The sequence below is a fragment of the Pseudomonas sp. TE3-3-F2023 genome (assembly GCF_036784815.1).
Classification (GTDB): Bacteria; Pseudomonadota; Gammaproteobacteria; order Pseudomonadales; family Pseudomonadaceae; genus Aquipseudomonas; species Aquipseudomonas pudica.
In genome coordinates this window covers 1,385,802-1,411,195 of the sequence record NZ_CP145113.1, presented here as the reverse complement: position 1 = coordinate 1,411,195, position 25,394 = coordinate 1,385,802, and the positions used below count along the sequence as shown (strand labels likewise).

At 63.6% G+C, this 25,394-nt stretch carries 24 protein-coding genes and 1 tRNA gene; 13 read left to right on the top strand and 12 right to left on the bottom strand.

The window, feature by feature from the left end:
- The first annotated feature begins 89 nt into the window (after window positions 1-89).
- Genes V3314_RS06380 through trxA form a run of 3 tightly spaced genes read left to right on the top strand, consistent with a single transcriptional unit; the run spans window position 90 to window position 2,118 of the window.
- Complete coding sequence (locus V3314_RS06380; RefSeq protein WP_039614618.1) at window positions 90-542, top strand: YbaY family lipoprotein; 453 nt, start codon at window positions 90-92, stop codon at window positions 540-542.
- The gene (locus tag V3314_RS06375; protein ID WP_108481571.1) at window positions 543-1,214 is read left to right on the top strand and encodes a 50S ribosomal protein L11 methyltransferase; all 672 of its coding nucleotides are present in this window, start codon (window positions 543-545) and stop codon (window positions 1,212-1,214) included.
- Window positions 1,215-1,245: 31 nt separating this feature from the next.
- Window positions 1,246-2,118 carry a thioredoxin gene (trxA, locus tag V3314_RS06370; RefSeq protein WP_046615949.1) on the top strand — a complete coding sequence of 291 codons (873 nt, stop codon included), beginning with the start codon at window positions 1,246-1,248 and terminating at the stop codon, window positions 2,116-2,118.
- A 145-nt stretch (window positions 2,119-2,263) separates the two neighbouring features.
- On the opposite strand, the gene V3314_RS06365 is transcribed toward trxA, so the two are convergent.
- The gene (locus V3314_RS06365) at window positions 2,264-2,608 is read right to left on the bottom strand and encodes a hypothetical protein (protein WP_284386224.1); all 345 of its coding nucleotides are present in this window, start codon (window positions 2,606-2,608) and stop codon (window positions 2,264-2,266) included.
- A gap of 130 nt (window positions 2,609-2,738) precedes the next feature.
- Between V3314_RS06365 and V3314_RS06360 the strand changes: the two genes are divergently transcribed.
- The 5 genes from V3314_RS06360 (at window position 2,739) to V3314_RS06340 (ending at window position 6,743) form a co-directional block, all read left to right on the top strand.
- On the top strand, window positions 2,739-3,314 hold the full coding sequence (locus tag V3314_RS06360) for a DUF2796 domain-containing protein (protein ID WP_085601408.1): 576 nt from the start codon (window positions 2,739-2,741) through the stop codon (window positions 3,312-3,314).
- A complete protein-coding gene (locus tag V3314_RS06355; protein WP_046615946.1) occupies window positions 3,315-4,025 on the top strand; it encodes an ABC transporter ATP-binding protein in 711 nt (236 codons plus the stop codon).
- Window positions 4,025-5,290 carry an ABC transporter permease gene (locus tag V3314_RS06350; RefSeq protein WP_046615945.1) on the top strand — a complete coding sequence of 422 codons (1,266 nt, stop codon included), beginning with the start codon at window positions 4,025-4,027 and terminating at the stop codon, window positions 5,288-5,290. Before V3314_RS06355 ends, V3314_RS06350 begins: the two co-directional genes overlap by 1 nt.
- 147 nt (window positions 5,291-5,437) lie before the next feature.
- Entirely contained in the window at window positions 5,438-5,950 is a 513-nt protein-coding gene (locus tag V3314_RS06345) for a DUF3299 domain-containing protein (protein ID WP_046615998.1), read from the top strand.
- Between the two features lie 109 nt (window positions 5,951-6,059).
- Window positions 6,060-6,743 carry an OmpW family outer membrane protein gene (locus V3314_RS06340; RefSeq protein WP_046615944.1) on the top strand — a complete coding sequence of 228 codons (684 nt, stop codon included), beginning with the start codon at window positions 6,060-6,062 and terminating at the stop codon, window positions 6,741-6,743.
- Here V3314_RS06340 and V3314_RS06335 read toward each other — a convergent pair.
- Window positions 6,731-7,936, bottom strand: coding sequence for an MFS transporter (locus V3314_RS06335; RefSeq protein ID WP_046615943.1), 1,206 nt, complete (start codon window positions 7,934-7,936; stop codon window positions 6,731-6,733). The genes V3314_RS06340 and V3314_RS06335 overlap by 13 nt on opposite strands.
- Before the next feature lie 102 nt (window positions 7,937-8,038).
- Between V3314_RS06335 and V3314_RS06330 the strand changes: the two genes are divergently transcribed.
- The gene (locus V3314_RS06330) at window positions 8,039-8,482 is read left to right on the top strand and encodes a helix-turn-helix domain-containing protein (RefSeq protein ID WP_046615942.1); all 444 of its coding nucleotides are present in this window, start codon (window positions 8,039-8,041) and stop codon (window positions 8,480-8,482) included.
- Between the two features lie 112 nt (window positions 8,483-8,594).
- Here the strand turns inward: V3314_RS06330 and V3314_RS06325 are convergent, their stop codons facing one another.
- Together V3314_RS06325 and V3314_RS06320 are read right to left on the bottom strand one after the other, a co-directional pair.
- The gene (locus V3314_RS06325) at window positions 8,595-9,527 is read right to left on the bottom strand and encodes an NAD-dependent epimerase/dehydratase family protein (RefSeq protein ID WP_046615941.1); all 933 of its coding nucleotides are present in this window, start codon (window positions 9,525-9,527) and stop codon (window positions 8,595-8,597) included.
- Complete coding sequence (locus V3314_RS06320; RefSeq protein WP_046615940.1) at window positions 9,520-10,404, bottom strand: sugar nucleotide-binding protein; 885 nt, start codon at window positions 10,402-10,404, stop codon at window positions 9,520-9,522. The genes V3314_RS06325 and V3314_RS06320 overlap by 8 nt, the downstream gene beginning before the upstream one ends.
- A 264-nt stretch (window positions 10,405-10,668) precedes the next feature.
- Between V3314_RS06320 and V3314_RS06315 the strand changes: the two genes are divergently transcribed.
- Together V3314_RS06315 and V3314_RS06310 are read left to right on the top strand one after the other, a co-directional pair.
- The gene (locus V3314_RS06315; RefSeq protein WP_338460033.1) at window positions 10,669-11,709 is read left to right on the top strand and encodes a hypothetical protein; all 1,041 of its coding nucleotides are present in this window, start codon (window positions 10,669-10,671) and stop codon (window positions 11,707-11,709) included.
- A 17-nt stretch (window positions 11,710-11,726) separates the two neighbouring features.
- The gene (locus tag V3314_RS06310; protein WP_284386229.1) at window positions 11,727-12,521 is read left to right on the top strand and encodes a TSUP family transporter; all 795 of its coding nucleotides are present in this window, start codon (window positions 11,727-11,729) and stop codon (window positions 12,519-12,521) included.
- 8 nt (window positions 12,522-12,529) lie between these two features.
- Here V3314_RS06310 and V3314_RS06305 read toward each other — a convergent pair whose 3' ends face one another.
- The gene (locus tag V3314_RS06305) at window positions 12,530-13,339 is read right to left on the bottom strand and encodes a helix-turn-helix transcriptional regulator (RefSeq protein WP_046615937.1); all 810 of its coding nucleotides are present in this window, start codon (window positions 13,337-13,339) and stop codon (window positions 12,530-12,532) included.
- A gap of 179 nt (window positions 13,340-13,518) precedes the next feature.
- Here V3314_RS06305 and V3314_RS06300 point away from each other — a divergent pair, with 179 nt between their 5' ends.
- Together V3314_RS06300 and V3314_RS06295 are read left to right on the top strand one after the other, a co-directional pair.
- The gene (locus V3314_RS06300) at window positions 13,519-14,961 is read left to right on the top strand and encodes an alanine/glycine:cation symporter family protein (RefSeq protein ID WP_046615936.1); all 1,443 of its coding nucleotides are present in this window, start codon (window positions 13,519-13,521) and stop codon (window positions 14,959-14,961) included.
- Between the two features lie 63 nt (window positions 14,962-15,024).
- Entirely contained in the window at window positions 15,025-16,023 is a 999-nt protein-coding gene (locus tag V3314_RS06295) for an asparaginase (RefSeq protein ID WP_338460032.1), read from the top strand.
- Between the two features lie 126 nt (window positions 16,024-16,149).
- Here the strand turns inward: V3314_RS06295 and V3314_RS06290 are convergent.
- From V3314_RS06290 to fdnG, 7 genes are all read right to left on the bottom strand, one after another.
- A tRNA-Sec gene (locus tag V3314_RS06290) sits at window positions 16,150-16,245 on the bottom strand.
- Between the two features lie 6 nt (window positions 16,246-16,251).
- Window positions 16,252-18,174, bottom strand: a complete 1,923-nt coding sequence (selB, locus tag V3314_RS06285) for a selenocysteine-specific translation elongation factor (RefSeq protein WP_046615934.1) — start codon at window positions 18,172-18,174, stop codon at window positions 16,252-16,254.
- Complete coding sequence (selA, locus tag V3314_RS06280) at window positions 18,171-19,598, bottom strand: L-seryl-tRNA(Sec) selenium transferase (protein ID WP_046615933.1); 1,428 nt, start codon at window positions 19,596-19,598, stop codon at window positions 18,171-18,173. The genes selB and selA overlap by 4 nt, the downstream gene beginning before the upstream one ends.
- Window positions 19,599-19,757: 159 nt before the next feature.
- On the bottom strand, window positions 19,758-20,678 hold the full coding sequence (fdhE, locus tag V3314_RS06275) for a formate dehydrogenase accessory protein FdhE (protein ID WP_046615932.1): 921 nt from the start codon (window positions 20,676-20,678) through the stop codon (window positions 19,758-19,760).
- A gap of 4 nt (window positions 20,679-20,682) precedes the next feature.
- Entirely contained in the window at window positions 20,683-21,339 is a 657-nt protein-coding gene (locus tag V3314_RS06270; protein ID WP_338460031.1) for a formate dehydrogenase subunit gamma, read from the bottom strand.
- Complete coding sequence (gene fdxH, locus V3314_RS06265; protein WP_046615930.1) at window positions 21,336-22,286, bottom strand: formate dehydrogenase subunit beta; 951 nt, start codon at window positions 22,284-22,286, stop codon at window positions 21,336-21,338. The genes V3314_RS06270 and fdxH overlap by 4 nt, the downstream gene beginning before the upstream one ends.
- On the bottom strand, window positions 22,286-25,354 hold the full coding sequence (gene fdnG / locus V3314_RS06260) for a formate dehydrogenase-N subunit alpha (protein WP_146190409.1): 3,069 nt from the start codon (window positions 25,352-25,354) through the stop codon (window positions 22,286-22,288). The genes fdxH and fdnG overlap by 1 nt, the downstream gene beginning before the upstream one ends.
- Window positions 25,355-25,394 lie beyond the last annotated feature (40 nt).

Sequence of the window (25,394 nt, the reverse complement as noted above, 5' to 3'; positions counted from 1 at the left end):
AAAGGGAGGGCCATGGTAGCGCATCCCACTGGCAAGACAAGCCAAAGGGGTTAACATCCATGGCAAATCTGCCCGTGAAGGACTACCCCATGCATTACCGAGCGCTCGTCGTGCTGTGCTGCGCCGCCCTGCTCGCCGCCTGCGGCAGCGACAGGCCGAAGCCCGACACCCCTCCGGCGCCCACGCCAGCCCGCACGGCCAAGCCGGCCGCAGTACTTGGCCCGCTGCCGGCCTACCAGCGCGAGCTGAGCGGCACCTTGCTGGAAATCCCCGCTGGAGCCGATGTGGAGCTGGCCTTGCTGGTCATCGACGAACGCGACCGCCCACAACGCCTGCTGGCCAGCAGCAACCTGACCGGCACCGGCCAGGCCCTGCCCTACCAATTGCGCTTCAACCCAGAGGCTTTCCCCGCCGGTGCTCGGGTCGAGCTGCGCGGTCGCGCCAGCAGCTCTGGCCAGCTGATCATGCACCTGCCGCCGGTGCGCATTACCCAGGCCCAGACCCAGGCCACCGGCCCGCTGCGTTTCGAGAAGGCGCCATAAGTGGCGCCTGTCTCTCTGCAACAGCCCCTGCAACAGGCACTCAGCGGCCTGATCGGCGAAGCGCGTCTTGTCATCAGCGAGCTGCCCGGCTGCGACCTCAAGCTGTGGCTGATCGACGACCAGAACATGGACCGCGCCTTCAGCAGCGAAGAGACCCGGCGCATTCTTGAAGAGCCTCCCTATTGGAGCTTCTGTTGGGCCAGCGGCCTGGCCATGGCCCGTTACCTGGCCGAGCACCCGGAATGGGTAGCCGGCAAGCGCGTGCTGGACTTTGGCGCCGGCTCCGGTATCGCCGGCATTGCCGCCGCCCGCGCCGGTGCGCTGGAAGTGGTGGCCTGCGACCTCGACCCGCTGGCACTTGATGCCTGCCGCGCGAATGCCGCGCTGAATGGGGTTGAACTGGGTTACAGCAGCGATTTCTTCGCCGAGGACGATCGCTTCGACCTTATCCTGGTTGCCGACGTGCTGTACGACCGCGCCAACCTGCCGCTGCTGGATGCCTTCCTCGGCCGCGGGCGTCAAGCGCTGGTGGCCGACTCGCGGGTACGCGACTTCAGCCACCCGCTGTACCAACAGTTGGGCGTGCTGGAAGCGCTGACCCTGCCGGACCTGGCCGAGCCGCACGAATTCCGCCGGGTCAGCCTGTACCATGCCAGCCGCGACACCTTATAGTGGTGTCATTCACGAGTTTGCGAGAGTCGCGATGACCCAAGACACGCCTTACATTTTCGACGCTACCGATGCCACCTTCCAGCAGTTGGTTATCGAGAACTCATTCCACAAACCGGTGCTGGTGGACTTCTGGGCCGAGTGGTGCGCGCCGTGCAAGGCACTGATGCCGCTGCTGGCGAAGATCGCCGAGGGTTACCAGGGCGAGCTGCTGCTGGCCAAGATCAACTGTGACGTGGAGCAACAGGTGGTTGCCCAGTTCGGCATCCGCAGCCTGCCGACCGTGGTGCTGTTCAAGGACGGCCAACCGGTGGACGGTTTTGCCGGTGCACAGCCGGAATCGGCGATCCGTGCCATGCTCGAGCCACACGTGCAACTGCCCGCTGCACCCAGCGCATCGCCGCTGGAGCAGGCCAAGGGGCTGTTTGCCGAAAGCCGTTTTGCCGAGGCCGAAGCACTGTTGCAAGCACTGCTGGGTGAGGATAACAGCAATGCCGAGGCGCTGATCCTGTATGCCCGTTGCCTGGCCGAGCGCGGGGAGCTGGGTGAAGCCCAGGTGGTGCTTGATGCGGTCAAGACTGACGAGCACAAGGCTGCGCTGGCCGGCGCCAGGGCCCAACTGACGTTCCTGCGCCAGGCCGCCAGCCTGCCGGAAGTGGCCGACCTGAAAAGCCGCCTGGCGCAGAACCCGCAGGATGACGAGGCGGCCTATCAGCTGAGCATCCAGCAGCTGGCGCGCCAGCAGTATGAAGCGGCGCTGGAAGGGTTGCTGAAGCTGTTCCAGCGTAACCGTGGCTATGAGAACGGGCTGCCGCAGAAAGCGTTGCTGCAAGTGTTCGAGTTGCTGGGCGGTGATCACCCGCTGGTCGGCGTGTATCGTCGCAAGTTGTCGGCGGCGATGTTCTGAGAATGCCGGGGCCGCTTTGCGGCCCATTCACAGCACAAGGCTGCTCCCACAGAGATCACGTGGCCGCCACGTGTTGCGCGGTCCCTGTAGGAGCAGCCTTGTGCTGCGAATGAGCTGCAAAACAGCCCCTAAATCCTGAGGGCCTTCACCCAACCCAGTGATACACCGGCGCGTCCACGCCACTTTCCACTTTCACCTCGCTGCAATGCCGCAAGCGCACCAGCAGCCGCTTGCCCGCCGCCGTACTCCCCGCCAGCCCTTCCAGCCGATCCAGCAACTCCGGCCCGCTCATCTGCCCTGCCAGACGCAACACCTCACGTGCCGCAATCCATTGCCCGTCATCCTGACGAGTTGTCGCAACGGTTTCCGTTGCTGCATTCTGCGTCACCGCAGGCAATTCAATCTGCCGCCCCAGTTGCGCCCACTCTTCCGGCGCCAGCTCGATGGTCAGATCCACAGGCCAGTCACCAATCTGTCCACGAATTCTCATGCTGCATTCTCTGAACCCAAGTCAATGCCACCATCCTACCCCAACATGAAACCTGCGCCACGCAGGCTGGCAGCATGCGGAAAAGTTGTTATAACATAACCCAATCTTCCCGCCCGCTCCGGAGTCGTCCATGCGTCGCCTGTTGCTCGCCCTGCCCTTCGCCCTGCTGCCCCTGGCCGTGGCCCATGCCCACGATGATGACCATGATCACGACCACGCCCATGGCACCCTCGGCGCCCACGAGCATGGCGTGGCCAGGCTCAACGCCGTGCTCGATGGCAACACGCTTGAGCTGGAGCTGGACAGCCCGGCAATGAACCTGGTCGGCTTCGAACACGCCGCCAACAGCGACGCCGACAAGGCCAAGGTCGCGGCGGTGCGCCAGCAACTGGAGCAACCGTTGAAGCTGTTCGGCCTGCCTGCTGCCGCTGGCTGCAAGGAAGACCAGCAGGAACTGGAAAGCCCGCTGTTCGGTGATGCCCCGAAAGCCGACGATGGTGACGAGCACGAGCACGAGCACCAGCACAGCGACATCGGCGCCCATTACCAGCTGACCTGCGCCAACCCCGACAAATTGACACAGGTGGACCTCGCTCCGCTGTTCAAGGCCTTCCCGGCCACCCAGAAGATCAACGTTCAACTGATTGGCCCCAATGGCCAGAAAGGCGTGGAAACCACGCCGGCCAAGGCTGCGGTCGCGTTCTGAATGCGCCAGCCGTTGATCGAACTGCATGATTTGGTGTTTGCCTGGCCTGGCCAGCCGGCGCTGCTGGATATTCCGGCATTCCGCCTGGAGGCTGGCGAAGCCCTGTTTCTCAAGGGCCCCAGCGGCAGTGGCAAGACCACATTGCTGGGCCTGCTGGGCGGGGTGAACGTGCCGGGCCAGGGCCGCATCCAGTTGCTGGGCCAGGACCTCGGCCGCCTGGGCCAAGGCGCCCGAGACCGCTTCCGGGTCGACCACACCGGTTACATCTTCCAGCAATTCAACCTGCTACCGTTCCTCTCGGTGCGCGAAAACGTCGAGCTGCCTTGCCGCTTCTCGCGCAGCCGCAAGGCCCGCGCCGAGCAGCGCCATGGCAGTGTCGACCAGGCAGCCATCACGCTGCTGGCCCACCTGGGCCTGGACGACCCCGCCCTGCTCGCCCGCCGCGCCGACAGCCTGTCGATCGGCCAGCAGCAACGGGTTGCCGCCGCCCGCGCACTGATCGGCCAACCCGAACTGGTGATCGCCGACGAACCGACCTCGGCGCTGGATGCCGACACCCGCGAAGCGTTCATCCACCTGCTGTTCGGTGAATGCCGCGCCGCCGGTGCCAGCCTGCTGTTCGTCAGCCACGACCAGAGCCTGGCACCGCTGTTCGACCGCCATCTGTCGCTGGCCGAACTCAACCGTGCCGCCAAGCCCCGGGAGGCCTGATGTACCTGCTCCGCCTTGCCCTGGCCAGCCTGGCCAACCGCCGCTTCACCGCATTCCTCACCGCCTTTGCCATTGCCCTGTCGGTGTGCCTGCTGCTGGCCGTTGAACGGGTCCGTACCGAGGCCCGAGCCAGCTTCGCCAGCACCATCAGCGGTACCGACCTGATCGTCGGCGCCCGCTCCGGCTCGGTAAACCTGCTGCTGTACTCGGTGTTCCGCATCGGCAACGCCACCAACAACATCCGTTGGGACAGCTATGAGCATTACGCGAAGGACCCGCGGGTGAAATGGGCCATTCCCATCTCGCTGGGCGACTCGCACCGCGGTTATCGGGTGATGGGTACTACAGGCGACTACTTCAACCATTACCAGTACGGCCGCCGCCAGCACCTGGAATTGAACCAGGGCCGCGCGTTTGCCGATGATCCGTTCGAGGTGGTGCTGGGTGCCGAAGTGGCCGAGGCGTTGCACTACAAGCTAGGCGACAAGCTGGTGCTGGCACATGGAGTCGCCGCGATCAGCCTGGTCAAGCATGACGACAAGCCATTTACCGTGGTCGGTGTGCTCAAGCGCACCGGCACACCGGTCGACCGCACACTGCATATCAGCCTGGGCGGCATGGAGGCCATCCACATCGACTGGCACAACGGTGTACCGGCCCGTGGCGCCGGGCGCATCAGCGCCGAGCAGGCACGGACCATGGATCTGCAGCCTGCCGCCATCACTGCGTTCATGCTCGGCCTGAACAGCAAGATCGCGACATTCAGCCTTCAGCGGGAGATCAATGAATACCGCAGCGAGCCATTGCTGGCGATCCTGCCCGGCGTAGCCCTGCAGGAACTGTGGAGCCTGATGGGCACTGCGGAGCAGGCGTTGTTCGTGGTGTCGCTGTTCGTGGTGCTGACCGGCCTGATCGGCATGCTTACGGCGATTCTCACCAGCCTCAATGAACGCCGCAGGGAGATGGCGATATTGCGCTCGGTTGGCGCCAGGCCGTGGCATATCGCAGGGCTGCTGGTGCTGGAGGCACTGTCGCTGGCGGCGGTCGGGATCGCAGCCGGGCTTGGCTTGCTGTATGCGGGAATCGCCCTGGCACAGGGGTATGTGCAAGCCAACTATGGTTTGTACTTGCCGCTGGCCATGCCGAGTGTTCATGAATGGACGTTGCTGGCTATCATCCAAGGAGCTGCGCTGCTGATGGGCAGCGTGCCGGCGTGGCGGGCCTATCGCCAGTCGTTGGCCGATGGCCTGTCCATTCACCTCTGAGTGCGTGCAATGATCCAGTACCTCACGGCCTTCTTCGCGGGTGAACCCGCTCCCACGAGGCCTACCACAAGCTTCAAAGCCTGCGCAGGACCTGTGGGAGCGGGTTCTGTGGGAGCGGGTTCACCCGCGAAGAGGTCAGTACAGGCAATACGGCTACTCCTGGTCATGCTGCTTTCGCTGGCATCGCCCACCTGGGCCTCGGAACCACGCGAACTGGACTGGCCCGCTCTCATCCCCGAAGGCGCCCCGATCATCCCGCCCCAACTTGCGCCGCTGCACGACATGTCGCAGCTCAGCAACGCCCTGTCCGCCGAGTCCGCACCACCGGCGCGCCAGCAGGCACCCGACGCCCCGGTGGTAAAAAGCCTCGACGGCCAGCAGATCAAGCTGCCCGGCTACATCGTGCCGCTGGAAGTGAGCGAAGAAGGGCGCACCACGGAGTTTCTGCTGGTCCCCTATTACGGCGCGTGCATCCACGTGCCACCACCACCCTCGAACCAGATCGTGCACATTTTCAGTGAAATGGGCGTGCGCGTAGAAGACCTCTACCAACCTTACTGGATAGAGGGAAAGCTGCAGGTTAGAGCCTCCAGCAGCGAACTGGCCGATGCCGGTTACCAGATGGAAGCCGAGAAAATCTACGCTTATGAGCTGAGATGAGAACTGTTTCGAATTCGTGACGACGCTTCTTTGAGCTGGGTCAAACTTTCTGTTTAACGGCATCCGTACCATTGGACTACTCGATTACTCACGTCCTCTGGGAGCTTCCATGAACAAGTCCTTGCTCAGCGCCGCCCTCGCGGCCCTGGCGCTCGCTGCCCCTGTCGCCCACGCCCACCAGGCAGGCGATATCATCGTCCGCGCAGGTGCCATTACCACCGCTCCCAACGAAAGCAGCGGCGACCTGAAATTCGACGGCAACAAAGTCTCGGGCACCAAGGCGACTCTGGACAGCGACACCCAACTGGGCCTGACCTTCGCCTATATGCTCACCGACCATATCGGCCTGGAGCTGCTGGCAGCCACCCCGTTCAAGCACACCGTCGGCGTCAAAGGTCTGGGCGGCGGCCTGGACGGCAAGCTGGCCGACATCAAGCAATTGCCACCGACCCTGTCGTTGCAGTACTACCCGATGGAACCGACTTCCAAGTTCCAGCCGTATGCCGGCGTCGGCATCAACTACACCCTGTTCTTCGATGAAGACCTCAGTAGTGCACGCAAACAGCAGGGCTTCAGCAACCTGAAGCTGCAAGACTCGGTCGGCATCGCCGGCCAGCTGGGCATGGACTACATGATCACCGACAACTTGCTGGTCAACGCATCGGTCTGGTACGTCGACATCGACACCAAGGCCAGCGTCAACGGCCCGAGCGCACTGGGCTACAGCAAGACCAAGGTCGATGTCGATGTCGACCCGTGGGTGTACATGGTCGGCCTTGGCTACAAGTTCTGACCTGAACACTGCAGGGCGGCTTCGGCCGCCCTTGCGCGCTGCAGCCATAGCCAATACCCTAGCGCCACCGCGCTGATGCCCATCCCAAGCCCACACACCGCTGCCCAACCCCAATGGGCATACATCCAGCTCGCCAGCACTGCCCCCACTCCACTGCCAAGCGAATAGCTGCACATGTAGGCGCCGATCAACCGGCTGGCCATTGCGCCACGCCCGGCCAGCAGCAGGCTCTGGTTGGTGACATGCACTGCCTGCACGGCAAAGTCCAACATCAGCACACCCACCCCGAAGGCCATCAGTGAATGCCCGACGAAGGCCGTGGGCAGCCAGGACAGCACCAGCAGAACCAGCGCTACCCCGGTGGTGCGCTCCGCTAGCCCCTGGTCGGCCAGGCGACCGGCGCGCGCTGCCGCCAACGTGCCGGCAACACCCGCCAGGCCGAACAGACCGATCTCGGTATGGCTCAGCGCCAGTGGCTCGGCACTCAGGGGCATGACCATGGCACTCCAGAGCACGCTGAACGCAGCGAAGATCAACACGCCGAACAACCCGCGCTGACGCAGCAGCCGGTCGTGCCGGTACAGCCTGAACTGAGCAACGATCAGCGCCCGATAACCAGACCGCAGCGACCCCGGTTGCCCCGTGGGCAGGTTGCGCCACAGCACCAGGGCCAGCAGCATCAGCAGCCCCGCGGCAACCAGGTACACACTGCGCCAGCCAGCCAGGTCGGCAAGCCCGCCCGAGACCAGCCGCGCCAGCAGAATGCCCAGCACCACGCCGCTGGTGACGGTGCCCACGGCCTGCCCTTGCTGGCCGGGGGCGGCAAGGCTCGCGGCATGCGCCACCATCACCTGCACCATGACCGCCATCAACCCGGTGATGACAAGGGCCAACAGCATTAGCGCCCAGTTGGGCGCCATGCCTACACCAATCAGCGCCAGGGCCGAGAACAGCAGCTGCCCGAGTAACAGCCGCTTACGGTCGATCAGGTCCCCCAGCGGCACGATCAGCAACAACCCCAGGACATAGCCCGCCTGGGTCGCGCCAACTACCCAACCAATCCGCTGCTGCGCCACGCCCAGGTCAGCGGCCATCGACTCCAGCAGGGGCTGGGCGAAATACACTGTCGCCACGGCCATGGCGCTGGTGATGGCCAGCAGCAGGGTTATCCAGCGTGTCAGTGCAGGGTTCATCGGGCCGGCCTCGTCAATCTGGTTTCGAATTGAAACCACATGCTGGCTATTTAGCAAATGTAGTTTTAATCTGCAACCAGATGAACGCGAAAGGCCCCATCCATGCTCGATGAAAACAATACGCAATGCCCCGTCGCCCGTGCCCTGGAGGTGCTGGGAGACCGTTGGGCGCTGATGATCCTGCGCGACGCCTTCGATGGCCTGCGGCGCTTCAGTGAGTTTCAGAAAAACCTGGGGCTGGCGAAGAACATCCTCGCCTCACGTTTGAAGTGGCTGGTGGAAAGCGGGCTGCTGACGCTGCAGCCGGCTTCGGATGGCAGTGCCTACAAGGAGTATGTGCTGACCGAAAAAGGACGATCGGTGTTCCCGGTGGTGGTTGGCTTGAGGCAGTGGGGGGAGCGGTTTCTGTTCGAGGCGGGCGAGCTGCGTTCGGAGTTGGTGGATGGCGATACGGGGCAGGCGCTGGAAACACTGCAGGTGCGGGCCCGGGATGGGCGGGTGCTGGCGGCAGGGGATTGCTTGCGAAAAGTGGTGCGGCATCGATGATGAAAGTTGCTGCGCAGCCTATCGCCAGCAAGCCAACTGCCACAGGATCGCGTACTCGCCCTTTTGGGAGCTGGCTTGCCGGCGATAGGGGCGCAAAGCGCCCCCAAGAATTTCAGCCCTTGCCCAAAAGCCGCGCCAGCCCCTCGACCATCGGCGTCGCCTGCGGAAACTCGAACCGCGCCAACAAGCGCTGGTTATCCGCCCGCGAATGGCGAATGTCACCCGAACGTGCCGCCACATAACTGACCGCCGGCAAGCTACCCACCACCTTCTCAAGCGCTGCCAGCAACTGGTTGAGCGACGTTGCCTGGTTGAGGCCGATATTCACCGCCCCCTCCTCGACCTGCGGCTGCTCCAGCGCCTGCACCATCACTTGCACCAGATCGCCCACGTACAGGAAGTCCCGGGTCTGCTCACCGTCACCGAACACCGTAATCGGCAAACCCTTCACAGCGCGCTCGGAGAAGATGCTGATCACCCCGGAATACGGCGATGATGGGTCCTGGCGCGGCCCGAAGATATTGAAGAAGCGGAACACCACCGGCTCCAGGCCATGCTGGCGACGGTAGAAGTCCAGGTACTGCTCACTGGCCAGCTTGTCCACTGCATACGGGGTCAGCGGCGCCTTGGGGGTGTCTTCGGCAATCGACTCGCCTTCACCATTGTTGCCGTACACCGCCGCACTGGAGGCGAACAGCACCCGGCGCAACCCATGCACGCGCATGGCTTCGCACACGTTGAGGGTGCCGATGAAATTGCTCTGGTGGGTCCGCACCGGGTCCTCCACCGAGGCCTGCACCGAGGCAACCGCTGCTAGGTGCACCACGGCACTGCAGCCAGCCGCAACCTGCGTGACCAGCCCGGCATCGGCAACATCGCCTTCAACCAGTTCCAGGCGTGGGTGGTCGACCTGCAGGTTGCCCCGCTGGCCAGTGGAAAAATCGTCGAGAATGCGTACGGCGTAGCCTTTGTCCAATAACGCATCGCACAGGTGGGAGCCAATGAAGCCGGCACCGCCGGTGATCAGGATGGGGGCGTCAGCCATGGCGGTAGAACCGGTCCAGTAGAGGCGGCAGGCCGGCACGCCAGGCGCGCGGCTTGATGCCGAAGGTATGAAGGATTTTCTTGCAGGCCAGTACTGCGTGCTGCGGCTCTTCGCTGGCATCCGGCCGAGCGGCATGGGCCTGCGGCGTCGGTGCCTGCACGGCCAACTGGCGGTACTGGCCTGCTTCGGTAAGGATCGCCTGGCCCAGCGCCAGCGGCGTGGTCGCCTCGTTGCCGGCGTAATGGTAAGTGCCCCACAGCGGCGCACTGCAATCAAGTTGCTTGAGCACCGAGAGGATCACTCGGGCGGCGTCGTCGACCGGCGTCGGGTTGCCACGCCGGTCATCCGCCAGCAGCAGTTCCTGGGGTTGCTCGGCACGGGTCAGGAAGCGACCCAGCGCCCCGTCGATGCTTTCGTCGAGCAGCCAACCAAAGCGCAACAGCACGTGCTGCGGGCAAGCCGCGCGCACGCTCTGCTCGATGCGCCACAGGGCCTGGCCACGAAGGCCCAGCGGCATCGGCTCGTCTTTTTCGCTGTAGGCCGTGGCCCGCGAGCCATCGAACACACGGTAGCTGGAAGGCTGCACCAAGGTGATCTGGTGGTGCTGGCACAGCTCTGCCAGGCGCTCCACAGCCCGTTCCTGCTGGGCAAGGCGCTGCTCACTGACCGACTCGGCCTGGAACCAGTCGAAGTAATAGGCCAGGTTGACCAAGGCATCGGGACGATGATCGTCGAGCAACTGAGTGAGGCTGGCCGGCGTCCAACCGTTCTCGGGCGGGCGCGGCGCCAGGAATGCGATGTCCTCCTCGGCCCCAAGACGAATCAGCGCTTGCCCGAGGGCATTGCCACCACCCAACAGCATTAGGCGCATACGCATAGAGTCAGCAGATCCGGAGAGGTTGATTGAAGGAAAGGGGTCATTTTGCGGTTTCCGGGCGGGGAAGTCCAACACCGGCCCCTTTCGATGCCACAGGTGGTAGTGATTCCAAAGTTCCACATTTCAACACCACCACAGGCAGAAATCTCCTACGACATACCAGGAACGAGCTGACTTTCATGCAGCAGCACAACCGCATTGAATAGTTGACTCCCCCACTTGCCAGCCGGGGAGCTTCACAAAAACAAGTACAGGGAACGTTCAATGCCTCATTCGGAAGTTGCATACCTTGATTTCAGCCCGGAGCAAAGCAAGGCCATAACCTTTGCAAGCCAGACCATTGCTGACTTGGGTGGCCCGGAGGCCAAAGGTGTAGCACTTCAGGCTCGTATATTCGCCGATCAACTCGAGCGAGCCTTGAGTGAGGAACAGCGCGCGCTGTTACAACGCTTCAGTGAAGGCCAGCTATCTGCCTTGATGTACAGGCAGATGCCTTGTGCCAACGAGCCAATACCAGAGTACCTTCCAGATATTTCCGTCCTGGCGCAAAACCCTCGTTGCCAATACCTTGCCTCCCGCAATCAACTGCTGCTGGAGCTCGTGCGCTACCGCAATTTCGCCTTCGATATAGACAACGATGGTAAACAGGTTCGCCTGGTCGGCAACTTCAAGGGCGGTGGCCGCGTTCCGCGGCTTGACGAAGACCCCTGCCTGGAAGTTGAAACCAGCTCGCATGCGGGCTTGCGCTTGGGGCCGCACACTGAAGCGCCCTACAACTGCTCGACAATTTCCACCAATGCCAACTCCCCTGCCCCCTCTGCACTTATTCTGACTGCGCGCTGGAACCCCGCCAATGAACCTACGTATGTCTTCCCGCTCCGGGAAATCATCGAACGCTTGGGTAGCCTGGACACACTTGCGCTGTCTTCAACGTCTTTCGACTTCACCCGCAGTGACTGCTTCGCTCCCGGACAGGGCAATGCAGGCAAAGCAGTTTCAATTCTGCAATTCGAGCCCAATGGTGGTTTCTCTGTTCGTTACAACAGCTATCGCTTCAGCCTGAATGAACGCGCCTGCAGCGCAGCGGCGCGCGCCTTCGACTCCTTTCAGAAAGCACTGGATAACGCACGATCACTGGCGTTTGTCCTGCAGCCTGACAGCGCTCTGTTGATCAACAACAGTCGGGCCTTGCACGGCCGCGACATGGTCCAGGACAACCGGCGGCTGCTCATCCGTCAATTCGGATACTCCCCCTTCGCGGTACCGTTGGTGCTCGCTGAAGACCCACTGCTGGTGCGTGGCTGATCCCAGGAAAACACCCAATGATCGAATTCGACGTAACGCTTGTTCTGACGCTCGCACTGGTGGCACTGATAGCCGGCTTTTTCGATGCTATCGCCGGTGGTGGGGGCCTGATCACGCTCCCGGTGTTGTTCATTGCCGGTATCGAACCCTTGGCGGCAATTGCCACCAACAAGTTCCAGGCGGCTTCGGCTACGGTTTCGGCTACGTGCGCCTTCGCCCGCAAAGGCATGATCGACTGGCGACGGGGCAGCCCAATGGCTGTCATGTCGTTTATCGGAGGGGCGTTGGGTGCCTTGTCGATAACTTACGTGCCCAAAAGCGTTCTGCAGGCGTGCGTCCCACCACTGCTGATTCTGATAGCCGCCTACTTTGCCTTCAGCCCAAAGCCGAATGAACAAGCGCGCAAGGCAAAGATATCGACCAGCCTGTTCTGCGTGACGGTTGCACCGATCATCGGCTTTTATGACGGTATCTTCGGCCCTGGTGTCGGCTCGTTCTTCATGCTGGCCTGCGTGATCCTCCTGGGCCAGCACTTGATACAAGCTGTGTGTACCAGCAAGCTTTTGAACGCAGCCTGTAACCTGGGCGCATTGTCAGTCTTTTCAATCAGCGGGGCGATCATCTGGCCACTGGCCCTGGCAATGGCGTTCGCGGCTTTTGCGGGGGCTCAATTGGGCGCACGCTGCGCAGTGCACTTTGGCCCACGGCTGATCAAGCCATTGCTGGTCGGTGTTTGCTGCATCATGGCGATCAAGTTGCTGCTCGACCCAGGCAACCCGATTGGCGAGTGGTTACATCAACTTTTTCTCTGAAAAATACATCACTCGATCTCGAACAGGCTGTTACGCAACGGGCCCACGCTCAGCCGCTCACGCACATCGTCATCTATGCGTGGATCATCCGGCCAGTACAGTTTTACCTGCCGGTAGGCATTGATGCGATTGATCTCCTCGCCCAGGTATTCCCACACCACCCGGGTGCAGGCCGGGTTGCGCCGGTCGCCGCTGGAGACGCCGGCCTTCAAGCCGTTCAGGCGGGTGATGCGGCTTTTGAAGCTGGGGATGAGGATGGTCTGGCTCATTTCGTTGAAGGTGAGCGACTCGTAGTCGATCAGGAACACCCGGTCCTGCAACTGGAACGCCGCGCCCAGGTAGCGGCAACGCACCTCGGCATGCTGGTCGGTGGCGCTGGAGCGTTCCTGGCGTTCCTGGCGCTCGAACAGGAAGCGGCCCCGCTCTTCCCACAGGTGCACCAGCGACACCAGGATCGTGCCCGGCACCGACATGCAGTTGGAATACTCGAAGTAGTAACCGCAATAGCGCGACAGGTTGCCGGCGTGTTCATGCAATGGGCGGAACAATTCACTGATGGGGTCGCCGGGCTGCTCGGCCAGCGGCGATACACGGGCGCCAATCAGGCGGGCGAACTGATCGGCCGGCAGGCTCAGTTCGTAGTCCTCGACCCCGAAGAAATCGCCGATGCGCTTGAGGTTGTACGCCGTCGGACGGCTCTGCCCGCTCAGGTACTTGTTGAATTGCGCGCGATTGATCGACAGCTGGCGGCAAACTTCGGAGATAGAGCGGTAGTGGCTGCAGGCCAATTTCAGATTGGTAGCGAAATGATCGCTCATGGCAGGGGACTCAGGTGACGCGAATGATGCCAGTGTAGCATCAAGTCGCATCAAATCAGAGCAACCCGCGAAATTGTAACCACTCTTGTCATAGCCAACCATGCGCCCCAACGAATAGCGGTGCGCCTGCCGTCCGCTGGTCTTTCCACACGAACAATAAGAATCGAGGTCATTTTCCAATGCTCGAAGTACTCAACGATTTCCTCTCGGGGAAACTTCTCATTGTGCTGATCGTAGGGCTGGGTAGCTACTTCACCATCCGTTCCCGGTTCGTCCAGTTCCGTCATTTTGGCCACATGTTCGGTGTGTTCAAGGAATCGCTGCGTGGCCAGGCAGGCCAGCTGAGCTCCTTCCAGGCCCTGATGCTGAGCCTGGCCGGCCGCGTGGGCGCCGGTAACATCGCCGGTGTCGGCATTGCCGTGACACTGGGTGGACCAGGCGCTGTGTTCTGGATGTGGGTCACCGCACTGGTGGGCATGTCCAGCAGCTTCTTCGAATGCACCCTGGCCCAGGTCTACAAGCGCGCCGATGGCGATGGGCTGTACCGTGGTGGCCCGGCCTACTACATCCAGCACGGCCTGAAACTGAAAAGCATGGCCATCGTGTTCTCGATCCTGCTGCTGGTCACCTACGGCTTCGCCTTCATCGGCCTGCAGTCGTACACCGTGACCCACTCGCTGCAGAACGCCTTTGCCTTCGACCCCAAGCACACCGGCATCGTACTCGCCGTGCTGCTGGCCATCACCTTCATCGGCGGCATCAAGCGCATCGCCGCGGTGTCCGACCTGCTGGTACCGGTCAAGACCCTGGCCTACATCGGCGTGACCCTGTACGTGATCGGCACCCAGATCGAACACGTGCCGGCCATGCTGGAAACCATCTTCAAGAGCGCCTTCGGCCTCGACCCGGCATTCGGCGGCCTGCTCGGCAGCGCCATCGTCATGGGCGTGAAGCGTGGTGTGTTCGCCAACGAAGCGGGCCTGGGCAGTGCGCCGAACGTCGCCGCCGTGGCCGCCGTGAAACACCCTGGTGCCCAGGGCGTTGTCCAGGCCTTCAGCGTGTTCCTCGACACCTTCGTGATCTGCACCTGCACCGCGTTGCTGATCCTGCTGTCGGGCTTCTACACCCCGGGCTTCGAAGGTGACGGCATCGTCCTGACCCAGAACTCGCTGGCAGCCGTGGTCGGTGACTGGGGCCGCGTGTTCGTCAGCGTGGCGCTGTCGCTGTTCGTCTTCACCTGCATCCTCTACAACTACTACCTGGGCGAGAACAGCCTGCAGTTCCTCAGCCGCAACCGCGTGGTACTGATGGTGTTCCGCGGCCTGGTACTGGCGCTGGTGGTATGGGGTTCGATGCAGGACCTGTCGACCGTGTTCGCCTTCGCCGACATCACCATGACCTGCCTGGCCTTCGTCAACCTGGTGGCCTTGGCCCTGCTGTTCAAGGTCGGCCTGCGTGTGATGCGCGACTACGACGAGCAGCGCAAGGCGGGCGTCGACCAGCCAGTGTTCGACTCGGCCAAGTTCACCGACCTGGACCTGGACCGCAATGCCTGGCCTGCCAATCCGCAGGCGGAAACAGCCACTGACAAAGCGGTTGGCCAAGCCCAGACGCAGCGCTGATATCCTGCCCTGCCCAGCCGCCCCGTTCGCGGGCGGCTTTTCTTTCTCCGCTCATCGCTCCGGATGCTTTCCATGCGTGTAGTAAAGAATCTTCTCGTTCTCTATACCGGTGGCACCATCGGCATGCTCGAAACACCGGAAGGCCTGGCGCCGGCCGGTGGTTTCGAAGCGCGAATGCGTGAACACTTCTCCCGGTTGGCCGATGCGCCCCAGGTGCAATGGACCCTGCAGGAACTGAACCCCCTGCTCGACAGCGCCAACATGCAACAGCACAACTGGCTGGCGATGCGCGATGCTATCGTCGCAGCGGTAGAAGTGGCTGGCCATGACGGCGTGCTGGTGCTGCATGGCACAGACAGCCTGGCCTACAGCGCTGCGGCATTGTCGTTCCTGCTGCTGGGCCTGCCGGTGCCGGTGCTGCTGACCGGCTCGATGCTGCCGGCGGGTGCCGCGGGCAGCGACGCCTGGGGCAACCTGTGTGGCGCACTGCGCCAGTTCGAACAAGGGCTGGAAGATGGCGTGCAACTGTATTTCCATGGGCAGCTGCTGCATGGCTGCCGGGCGTCGAAGCTGCGCAGCGAGGCGTTCGATGCCTTTGCCGCGCTACCGCGTCATCGTGACAGTGAGCGCGCCACGGCGATCCCAGCCGAACTTGGCTACAAGCACCCGCGCCAACCGGTCAACCTGGCGGTAGTGCCGGTGTTCCCGGGCCTGCAGGCCGGGCACTTGCAGGCACTGCTGGGCAGCGGCGTGCAGGGGTTGCTGCTGGAGTGCTACGGCAGCGGTACCGGGCCATCGGATGACCAGGCGTTGCTGGATGTGCTGAGCGCGGCACGCCAGCGGGGCATGATGCTGGCGGCTATCAGCCAGTGCCCTGAGGGGTCGGTGGTGTTCGACACCTATGCGGCGGGTAACCGCTTGCGCGGGGCCGGGCTAATCAGTGGCGGGGGCATGACCCGGGAGGCGGCGCTGGCCAAGATGGTTGCGCTGCTGGGGGCTGGCCTGGATGTCGACACGGCAGAACGGTGGTTTGCCCTGGATCTGTGTGGGGAACGGGCCTGAGTGTTGCCTGGTCTGGCCCTATCGCCGGCAAGCCAGCTCCCACAGGGATAACACAAGGCCTGAGGCCTGTGGAGTACCTGTGGGAGCTGGCTTGCCGGCGATAGGGCCCTGACAGGCAAAAGAAAATGGCGGAAGGCAGCGGGAGTCGAACCTGCCCGGGAACGGCTGCCGTCCCCAACCGGGTTTGAAGCCCGGCCGCGCCACCGGGCGCGATTGCCTTCCTTGAACTCAGTGCCTGGCCTGCTGCTGGGCCAGGGCGCTGTCGGCGCGAATGTGACGCTGATCGGCCACCCTCCGGGTCAGGCCGATGCGGTCGAAGTACTCCAGAATCTGCACACTGCGCTTGCGACCGATGCCCAACATATCGCGAAACGCGGCAACCTGCACTATCGGCGTTTCACTGGCCTGCCCCAGCAGCAGCTCTGCCATGCGCTTTAACGTCGCCTCAGGGTAGAACAGGTCGCGCACCACCTGGTGCACCAGGCCCAGCCGGGCCAGCTTGCGCAGCAACAGGCGCACATCGGCTTCGGCACAGTTTTCCTCGCTTGCAAGCGTCCTGACCCAGGGCGGATCGTATTGCCCCGCCAGCAACTTCGGTTGCAGACTCGCCCATAACACACTGTCGGCTTCGCTCAGCTGGACCTTGTGATCAGGCAGATGCAACCAAGGCCCGCTGCTGGCAACGGCGCCGTCCTCGAGCAACTCATCCAGCAGGCTGACAAAAGCGGGCCGCTCCAGCGGCAAGGCAGCAAAACGACGAAGGCGGTCGCGGTCCGGGCCGAGCTGGTCGGGCTCCTGTTCATGGAACAGTGCCAACTGCTCCAGCACCTGGCGCTTGAGCGCCTGCCACCGGGCACTGGCAAACAGCAGTTGACCCTGCCGCGTGGCAATCACCTGCACGTCTTCCGGCAACTGCCAGGTTTCGCGCAAGCGATTGAACTGCCGCTCCAGACGCTGCGGGTCGATCCCCCCTGGTGCGCTGGCAAGCAGTGCCGGCAGGGCCTGCTCCAGGTCCTCGGCATCGCGCAGCACCTGTAATTGGCGCAGGCGCTCATCGCTGCGACGCTGACGGCTTGGGGCGAACGGGTCGAGCACCTTGCCGCCCCCCAGGGTGCGCTGGGCACGCTGGTCGCGCAGTACCAGACGATCGCCGTGTACCGCCTGCAGCGGCGCGTTCAGCAGCAACTGGGCGAACATGCGCTGGCCCGCCGCCAGGGTTTCACCTTCGAGCAAAGCCACCCGGGCGGTTACGTCCTGGGTGCCGAGGTGCACGTGCACAGCGCTGAAATGTTCGAAGGTACGGGTCTCGCCCGGCAACAGGTTCAGCTCGATATCCACCCGCACGCTGGGAGCGTGCAGCCACTCGGGCACCAGCCAGTCACCCCGGCGCACCTGCTCCACCGTCAGCCGTTCGGCAGCGATGTTCAGTGCCACCCGCTGGCCCGCCTCGGCCACCAGCGCGGCCTGGTTCTGTGCATGCAGGCCACGCACCCGCACCGGTTTGCCTGCCTTGCCCAGCAACAGGGTGTCGCCGGCACTCACCCGCCCGGCCAGCGCCGTGCCCGTGACCACGACACCCGCACCGGTAACGGCGAAGGCGCGGTCGACGGCCAGACGGAACCCGCCACGCACGCTGCGCTGGCGTACGCGCTGTTGCGCGGCCAGCAAGGCCTGGCGCAGGGCATCGATACCTTCGCCGGTCACACTCGACAACGGAAACTGCCGTGCACCGGCATAAGGGCCCGGCGCCAGCAGTTCGCTGACCTGTGCCTGCACTTCGGCCAGGCGGGTTGGCTCTACCCGGTCGCATTTGCTGATCGCCACCAAGGCCTGGGGGACCCCCAGCAGTTCGATGATCGCCAGGTGCTCTCGGGTTTGTGGCATCACCCCGTCGTCGGCAGCCACCACCAACAGCACCAGGTCGATACCGTGGGCGCCGGCCAGCATGTTGTGGATAAAGCGCTCATGGCCCGGTACGTCGATGAAGCCGGTCAGCGCTACCCCCTCGGTCAGCGCCGCATAGCGGTAGCCAAGGTCGATGGTCATGCCACGGGCGCGCTCCTCCTGGCGATGGTCACCGGCTTGGCCGGTCAGGGCCTGGAGCAGTGCGGTCTTGCCGTGGTCGATGTGGCCGGCGGTACCAACGATCACTGTACCGGCCCCAATTGCAAGGCAGGCAACTGCGCCAGCCACTGGGCTTCGTCATCCAGTTGGCGCAGGTCCAGCCACAGTGCGTCATCGGCGATACGGCCGAGCACCGGCACCGGCAAGTCACGCAAGGCCCGCTCCAGAACATGCAGGCTGCGCCCGCGCAACTTCTTCGACACCTGCGGGCGCAGGCACAACGCCGCGCTCGGCAGGCGGGCCACCGGTTGGCTGCCACTGCCGATCATACCCAGCGCCGGTTCCACGCTGACCGCCCATTGCTCGCCGAGGCGGGCTTTGAGCTCTGGCGCCAGACGCTCGGCCTGGGACTGGATTTCGGCTTGGCTGCGGGTCAACAGGCGCAGACTGGGCAGGCGCTCGGCCAGGCGGTCGGGGTTGCGGTACAGCGCCAGCACCGCTTCGAGTGCGGCCAGGGTGATCTTGTCGACACGCAGCGCGCGCTTGAGCGGGTTCTTCTTGATCCTGGCGATCAGCTCCTTGCGCCCGACGATGATCCCGGCTTGCGGCCCGCCCAGCAGTTTGTCGCCGCTGAAGGTGACGATATCGGCGCCGTCAGCCAGGGCCTGGCGCACGGTCGGCTCGGCGGGCAGGCCCCAGCGGGTAAGGTCAAGCAGGCTGCCGCTGCCCAGGTCTTCGAGCAGCGGCAGGTCATGTTGGTGGGCGATGCGCGCCAGCTCGCCGGTGGGCACCTGGGTAGTGAAGCCCTGGATGCTGTAGTTGCTGCAATGCACCCGCATCAGCAGGCCGGTACGTGGGCTGATGGCGGCCTCGTAGTCACGGGCGTGGGTGCGGTTGGTGGTGCCGACTTCGTGCAGCTTCACGCCGGCGCGGGCCATGATGTCGGGGATGCGGAAGGCACCGCCGATCTCGATCAGTTCGCCGCGGGAGATGACCCCCTCCTTGCGGGCGCCCAGGCTGTTGAGCGCCACCAGCACGGCGGCGGCGTTGTTGTTGACCACGGTTACGGCTTCGGCGCCGGTCAACTCGCGGATCAGGCCTTCGATCAGGTCGTCACGATCGCCGCGCTTGCCGGTGGTCAGGTCGAATTCCAGGTTGAGCGGGTAGCGAGCGGCGGTCTGCATTGCCTCGATGGCCTCCTCTGGCAACAGGGCGCGGCCTAGGTTGGTGTGCAACACGGTGCCGGTAAGGTTGAACACACGGCGGACCTGGCTGCGTTGCTGTGTAGCCAAGCGTTCGCCAGTGCGGCCCAGCAGGACTTCAGCAGCCAGTTCGGCAGCGCTGAGCTGGCCGGTGCGGGCGGGGTCGCGCAGGTCATCGAGCAATTGCCGCAGGGTGGCGAGGACCGCGTCGCGGCCGTGGCGGTCGATCAGCGGGAGGCAGGCTGGGTGGCGCAAAAGGGTGTCGATGGAGGGCAGGCGTGGGGTGTCGCTGGCAAGGCTGGAGGACATGCGGTACTACCTTGGACTGATCCGTTGTCTGTACTGGCCTCTTCGCGGGTAAACCCGCTCCCACAGCGGCAGCGCAAGCCTCAATAGCTGCGCTGGCCCCGCGGGAGCGGGTTTACCTGCGAAGAAGGCGACTCGGTCTTACAGTGTAGACACTCTCCACTACCCGGGTGCGAGCATCAGGTTCGGTGCCAACCGATGAAACCCCTCCTCGTCCAGGCGAATGTCCAGTGCCAGGCTGGCCAGGTCATCGGCCAGCGGCTCGGCCGCAGCATCGTTTTCCAGGTAATTCTGCTTCAGGTAGCTCTCGCACTCCGGGCAGCACTCCGCGCGCAGCGGCGCCTTGCCCGGCGCATGGCGGTCATCGTCAAGGCTGGTATAGCGCAGGTCCTTGCTCGACTCGCAGTACACGCACTTGACCCGCACCACATGCCATTCGCAGGCACACAGCGAACAAGCCAGGTAGCGCAGGCCATTGTGCTTGCCGCGGTTGCGCACCACCCCGGCCATCGCCGGCGAACCGCAGGCCGGGCACTGGGCCAGGCTGCCGGCAGGCTTGAGCTCTGGCGTGGGCAGCGCCAGCAACCAGCTGGACCAGGCCGCCTGCAAGGCCGCCCCTATGAACGGCACCAGCGCCGCAGGCACGGCATCGTACTGACCGGCAAGCAAGGCAATGCCCCAACCCTTGCGTTGATGGTCGTCACTGCTGTGCAGGGCTTGCAGCGCCTCCCCCAACGGACCACCGGTGTACGCGTCGAGATGCTCAAGCAAGGCTTGCAACCAGACCAGCCACGGCCCCTCACGCACCAGGCTGTCCGCCGCCAGAGGCGGCAAACCATGACTTATGCACAGGCGCTGACGCTCCTCGGCCACCGGCATGCCAGCGGGCGGGTTATTCACAAGCTGCTGCTGGATGAGGCACAAACGAGCCACCAGCTTCAGGTATTCGCCAAGGGCATTGCCCTCGGCCAACTGCTCCAGGCGCGCGGCGCGCAGTTCGAACAGGTTGGCGGGGGGCAGGTGCAGAAACGGCGGCATCACCGCCGACGCTTCGATCTGCCCGGGTTCGAGTATCGTGCTCAAGCGCTCATCCTTCTTTTCGTCCGTGATTGCCCGGCGTCTTGTCGCCGGTCACTTCGCGATACCACAACTCATGGTGCTTGCGCGCCCAGGCGCGGCTGACCCAGCCATGCAGCATGGCGCCGATCGAACCTTTGATCCAGATGCCGGCGTAGATGTGCACGATGATGCTGAGGATCAGCACGAACGCCGCCAGTGCGTGGAGCAGCGCGGACAGGCGAATGACCTCGATGCCGAACAAATGGCTGAAGTATGCGCGCCAGATCACCACGCCGCTGATCAACAGAACCAGCATGCACACCAGCAGGGTCCAGAACAACAGTTTCTGCCCGGCGTTGTACTTGCCGATCGGTGGTACACCCTCCTCCTTGTTGAGCATCACCCGGTCCACGCGGCGCAGCCACAGGCGGTCGTTGGCAGTGATGAAGTTGGCCCGCCAGAAACGCAGCACCAGGCCGAGGAAGAACAAGAACATCGCCACCCCGATGAAGGGGTGCAGGATGCGTGTCCACGGCCCACCGCCGAACAGGTTGCTGAGCCAGAACAGTGCCGGATGGAACAGCGCAAGCCCCGACAAGCCAGCCAGGACGAACAGGATCGCGACGACCCAGTGGTTGCTGCGCTCGTTGGCGTTGTAGCGCAGGATGGGTTTGTTGTCGTTCATGGCCGCTGCTCCCCTTGCCCACCGGGCTTGGTCGGATCATAGACATGGACCGACGGGTCCACCTGGTGCACGCTTTCATCCGCAGGTATCGGATGTTCGTCCTCTTCCACCCGCTGTGGCCCGACCCGCACATAGTGGAAAAACCCGGCCAGCACCGCCGCGCCCATGGCAAGCAGCGCCAGCGGCTTGGTGAAGCCCTTCCACAGCCCCACCAGCGGGCTGATCACCGGCTGGTCCGGCAGGCCGGCGTACAGCTTCGGCGTGTCGGCATGGTGCAACACATACATCACGTGGGTGCCACCGACGCCATCCGGGTCGTACAGCCCGGCCTTGTCGTAGCCCCGCGATTTGAGGTCGACGATGCGTTCGGCTGCATGAACCTTCATCTCGTCCTTGGTGCCGAACACGATCGCCCCGGTCGGGCAGGTTTTCACACAGGCCGGCTCCAGGCCCACGGTCACGCGGTCGGAACACAGGGTGCACTTGTACGCCTTGTGGTCCTTCTGCGAGATGCGCGGGATGTTGAACGGGCAACCGGTGATGCAATAGCCACAACCGATGCAGTGGTCCTGGTTGAAGTCGACGATGCCGTTGGCGTGCTTGATGATTGCCCCCGGGCTCGGGCACGCCTTCAGGCAACCTGGCTCGGCGCAGTGCATGCAGCCGTCCTTGCGAATCAGCCACTCCAGGTTGCCGTCGTCGCGCTCGTGCTCGGTGAAGCGCATCAGGGTCCAGGTCTCGGCGGTGAGGTCCTGGGGATTGTCGTAGGTGCCGTGGTTGTGGCCGACCTCGTCACGCAGTTCGTTCCACTCCGAACACGCCACCTGGCAGGCCTTGCAGCCGATGCACTTGGTAGTGTCGATCAGCTTGGCGACTTCCTGCTGCTGGCGTACCGAAGGCGGTACGGTGGTGGTGGCCGAGCGGGCGATGATGTCTTGGCTGGCCATCAGAGTTTCTCCACTTTGACGAGGAACGACTTGGACTCTGGCGTCTGGGTATTGCCGTCACCCAGGAAAGGCACCAGGGTGTTTGTCAGATAGCCATGCCGCGTAGCCCCGGTGAAACCCCAGTGCAGTGGGATGCCGATCTGGTGCACGGTCTGGTTGTTGACCTTGAGCGGGCGAATCCGCTTGGTCACCACCGCCACCGCATCGATATGCCCGCGCTTGCTCGACACCCGCACCCGGTCGCCGGCCTTGATACCTTTCTCGTTGGCCAGCACCTCGCCGATTTCGACGAACTGCTCGGGCTGGGCGATGGCGTTCAGCCGGCAATGCTTGCTCCAGAAGTGGAAGTGCTCCGTCAGCCGGTACGTGGTCGCCGCGTAGGGGAACTCGTCGTGCTTGCCGAGGCTGTCCCACACCGAATCGAAGACCCGCCCAGCCGGGTTGCTGGTGGCCTTCTTGTTCTGCGGGTGCAGCGGATTGATGCCAATCGGCGTCTCGAACGGCTCGTAGTGCTCGGGGAACGGGCCTTCGGCCATCTTGTCGATGGCGAAGAACCGCGCCACGCCTTCGGGGTTCATGATGAACGGGTTCATCCCCGCCTCAGGCGGCGAGTCGACCTTGAAGTCAGGCACGTCTGTGCCGGTCCAGGCCTTGCCGTTCCACCACACCAGGCGTTTCTTCTCCGGGTCCCACGGCTTGCCTTGCGGGTCGCTGGAGGCACGGTTGTAGAGGATGCGGCGGTTGGCTGGCCAGGCCCAGGCCCAGTTCTGCACCTGGTGCATGCCGTACGGGTCGCTGTTGTCACGACGAGCCATCTGGTTACCCTGCTCGGTCCAGCTGCCGGCGAAGATCCAGCAGCCGGACGCGGTGCTGCCGTCGTCCTTGAGCTGGCCAAAGCCCGCCAGTTGCTGGCCGGCCTTGATCACTGCGCCAGTCGGGTCGGTGACGTCGGTCACCGCCCAGCCGTTCATTTCCTTGGCCAGTTCCTCCGGGGATGGCTCTTCAGGGACCTTGTACGGCCAGCTGATGTTCATCAGCGCATCAGGGTAGGCGCCGCCCTCGGCCTGGTAGCGTTGGCGCAGGCGCAGGAACAGCTCGCTCATGATGTGAACGTCGGTGCGGGTCTCGCCCGGGCCGTCGGCGCCCTTCCAGTGCCACTGCAGCCAGCGGCTGCTGTTGACCAGCGAGCCGTCTTCCTCGGCAAAGCAGGTGGTGGGCAGGCGGATCACTTCGGTCTGGATATTGGCCGTGTCGACATCGTTGAACGGCCCGGCGTTGCGCCAGAACTCCGAGGTCTCGGTGGCCAGCGGGTCCATGATCACCAGCCACTTGAGCTTGCCCAGGGCCGCGGTTACGCGGTTCTTGTCCGGCAACGCGGCAATCGGGTTGAAACCCTGGCACATGTAGCCGTTGACCTTGCCTTGACCCATCATCTCGAACATGCGCAGCACGTCGTAGGCCGGTACATCGAGCTTGGGCAACCAGTCGTAGCCCCAGTTGTTCTCTGCGGTGGCATTGGCGCCGTACCAGGCTTTCATCAGGCTGACGTGGAACTTGCCGTAGTTCTGCCAATACGACAGTTGCCCAGGGCGCAGCGGCTTGGAGGCGCGCTTGTCGATATAGGCGGCATAGTCCTGCTCTGCGTCGCCAGCCAGGGTCAGGTAGCCCGGCAGCGAGTTGGACAGCAGCCCAAGGTCGGTCAGGCCCTGGATGTTGGAATGCCCCCTCAAGGCGTTGACACCGCCACCTGGCATGCCGACGTTGCCAAGCAGCAACTGGACCATAGCCGCGCTGCGGATGATCTGAGCGCCGATCGAGTGCTGCGTCCAGCCCAGCGCGTAGAGGATCGTCATGGTCTTGCCCGGTACCGAGCAGGTGGCGATCTCTTCCCAGATCTTCAGCATGGCGTCCTGCGGCATGCCACAGGTCATGCTTGCCAGTTCCGGGGTATAGCGGCTGTAGTGCTGCTTCATCAGCTGGAACACGCAGCGCGGGTGCTGCAGGGTCGGGTCGACCTTGGCAAAACCGTCCTCACCCAGCTCGTAACCCCAGCCGGACTTGTCGGCATACACGCGCTTGGCCTCGTCGTAGCCGCTGAACAGGCCATCCTCGAAGCCATAGTTCTCTTTGACGATGAACGACACATCGGTGTAGTTGCGCACGTACTCGTGCTGGATCTTGTCGTTGCTCAGCAGGTAATTGATCAGCCCGCCCATGAAGGCGATATCGGTACCAGTACGGATCGGTGCGTAGTAGTCCGCCACCGAAGCGGTACGGGTAAACCGCGGGTCGACCACGATCAGCCGCGCCTTGTTGTGCGCCTTGGCCTCGGTCACCCACTTGAAGCCGCACGGATGCGCTTCTGCTGCGTTGCCACCCATTACCAGGACCAGATTCGCGTTGGCGATATCGGACCAGTGATTGGTCATGGCGCCACGGCCGTACGTCGGGGCAAGACTTGCCACCGTCGGGCCATGTCAGACACGAGCCTGGTTATCGAACCCCAGCATGCCTGTTGCGCGGACGACCTTGTGGGTCAGGTAGCCAGCCTCGCTGGAGGCGGCGGAAGCAGCGAGAAAACCGGTGGTGATCCAACGGTTGACCGTTTGCCCCTGGGCGTTCTTTTCTATGAAGTTGGCGTCGCGGTCCTGCTTCATCAGGTCGGCGACGCGATCGAGCGCCTCATCCCAGCTGACCCGCACCCACTCCTGGCTGCCCGGCTTGCGTACCTCGGGGTACTGCAGGCGGCTCGGGCTGTGGATGAAGTCCAGCAGGCCAGCGCCTTTCGGGCAGAGGGTGCCGCGGTTGACCGGGTGGTCGGCGTCACCTTCGATATGGATGATGTTCTGTTTGACGTTCTTGCCCGCATCGCCCTGGCTGTACATGATCAGGCCGCAGCCGACCGAGCAGTAAGGGCAGGTGTTACGGGTTTCCTTGGTATGCGCCAGCTTGAAGTGACGCACCTGCTCGGCAAATGCTGGTGTAGGGGCCATGCCCAACGCCGCAAGGCTCGAGCCTCCAAGGCCGACGGCGGCGACCTTGAAGAACTGCCGACGGTTCAGGTCCATCGTGCACTCCTGATCAGGTGGTGGACGCACGGAACATGGC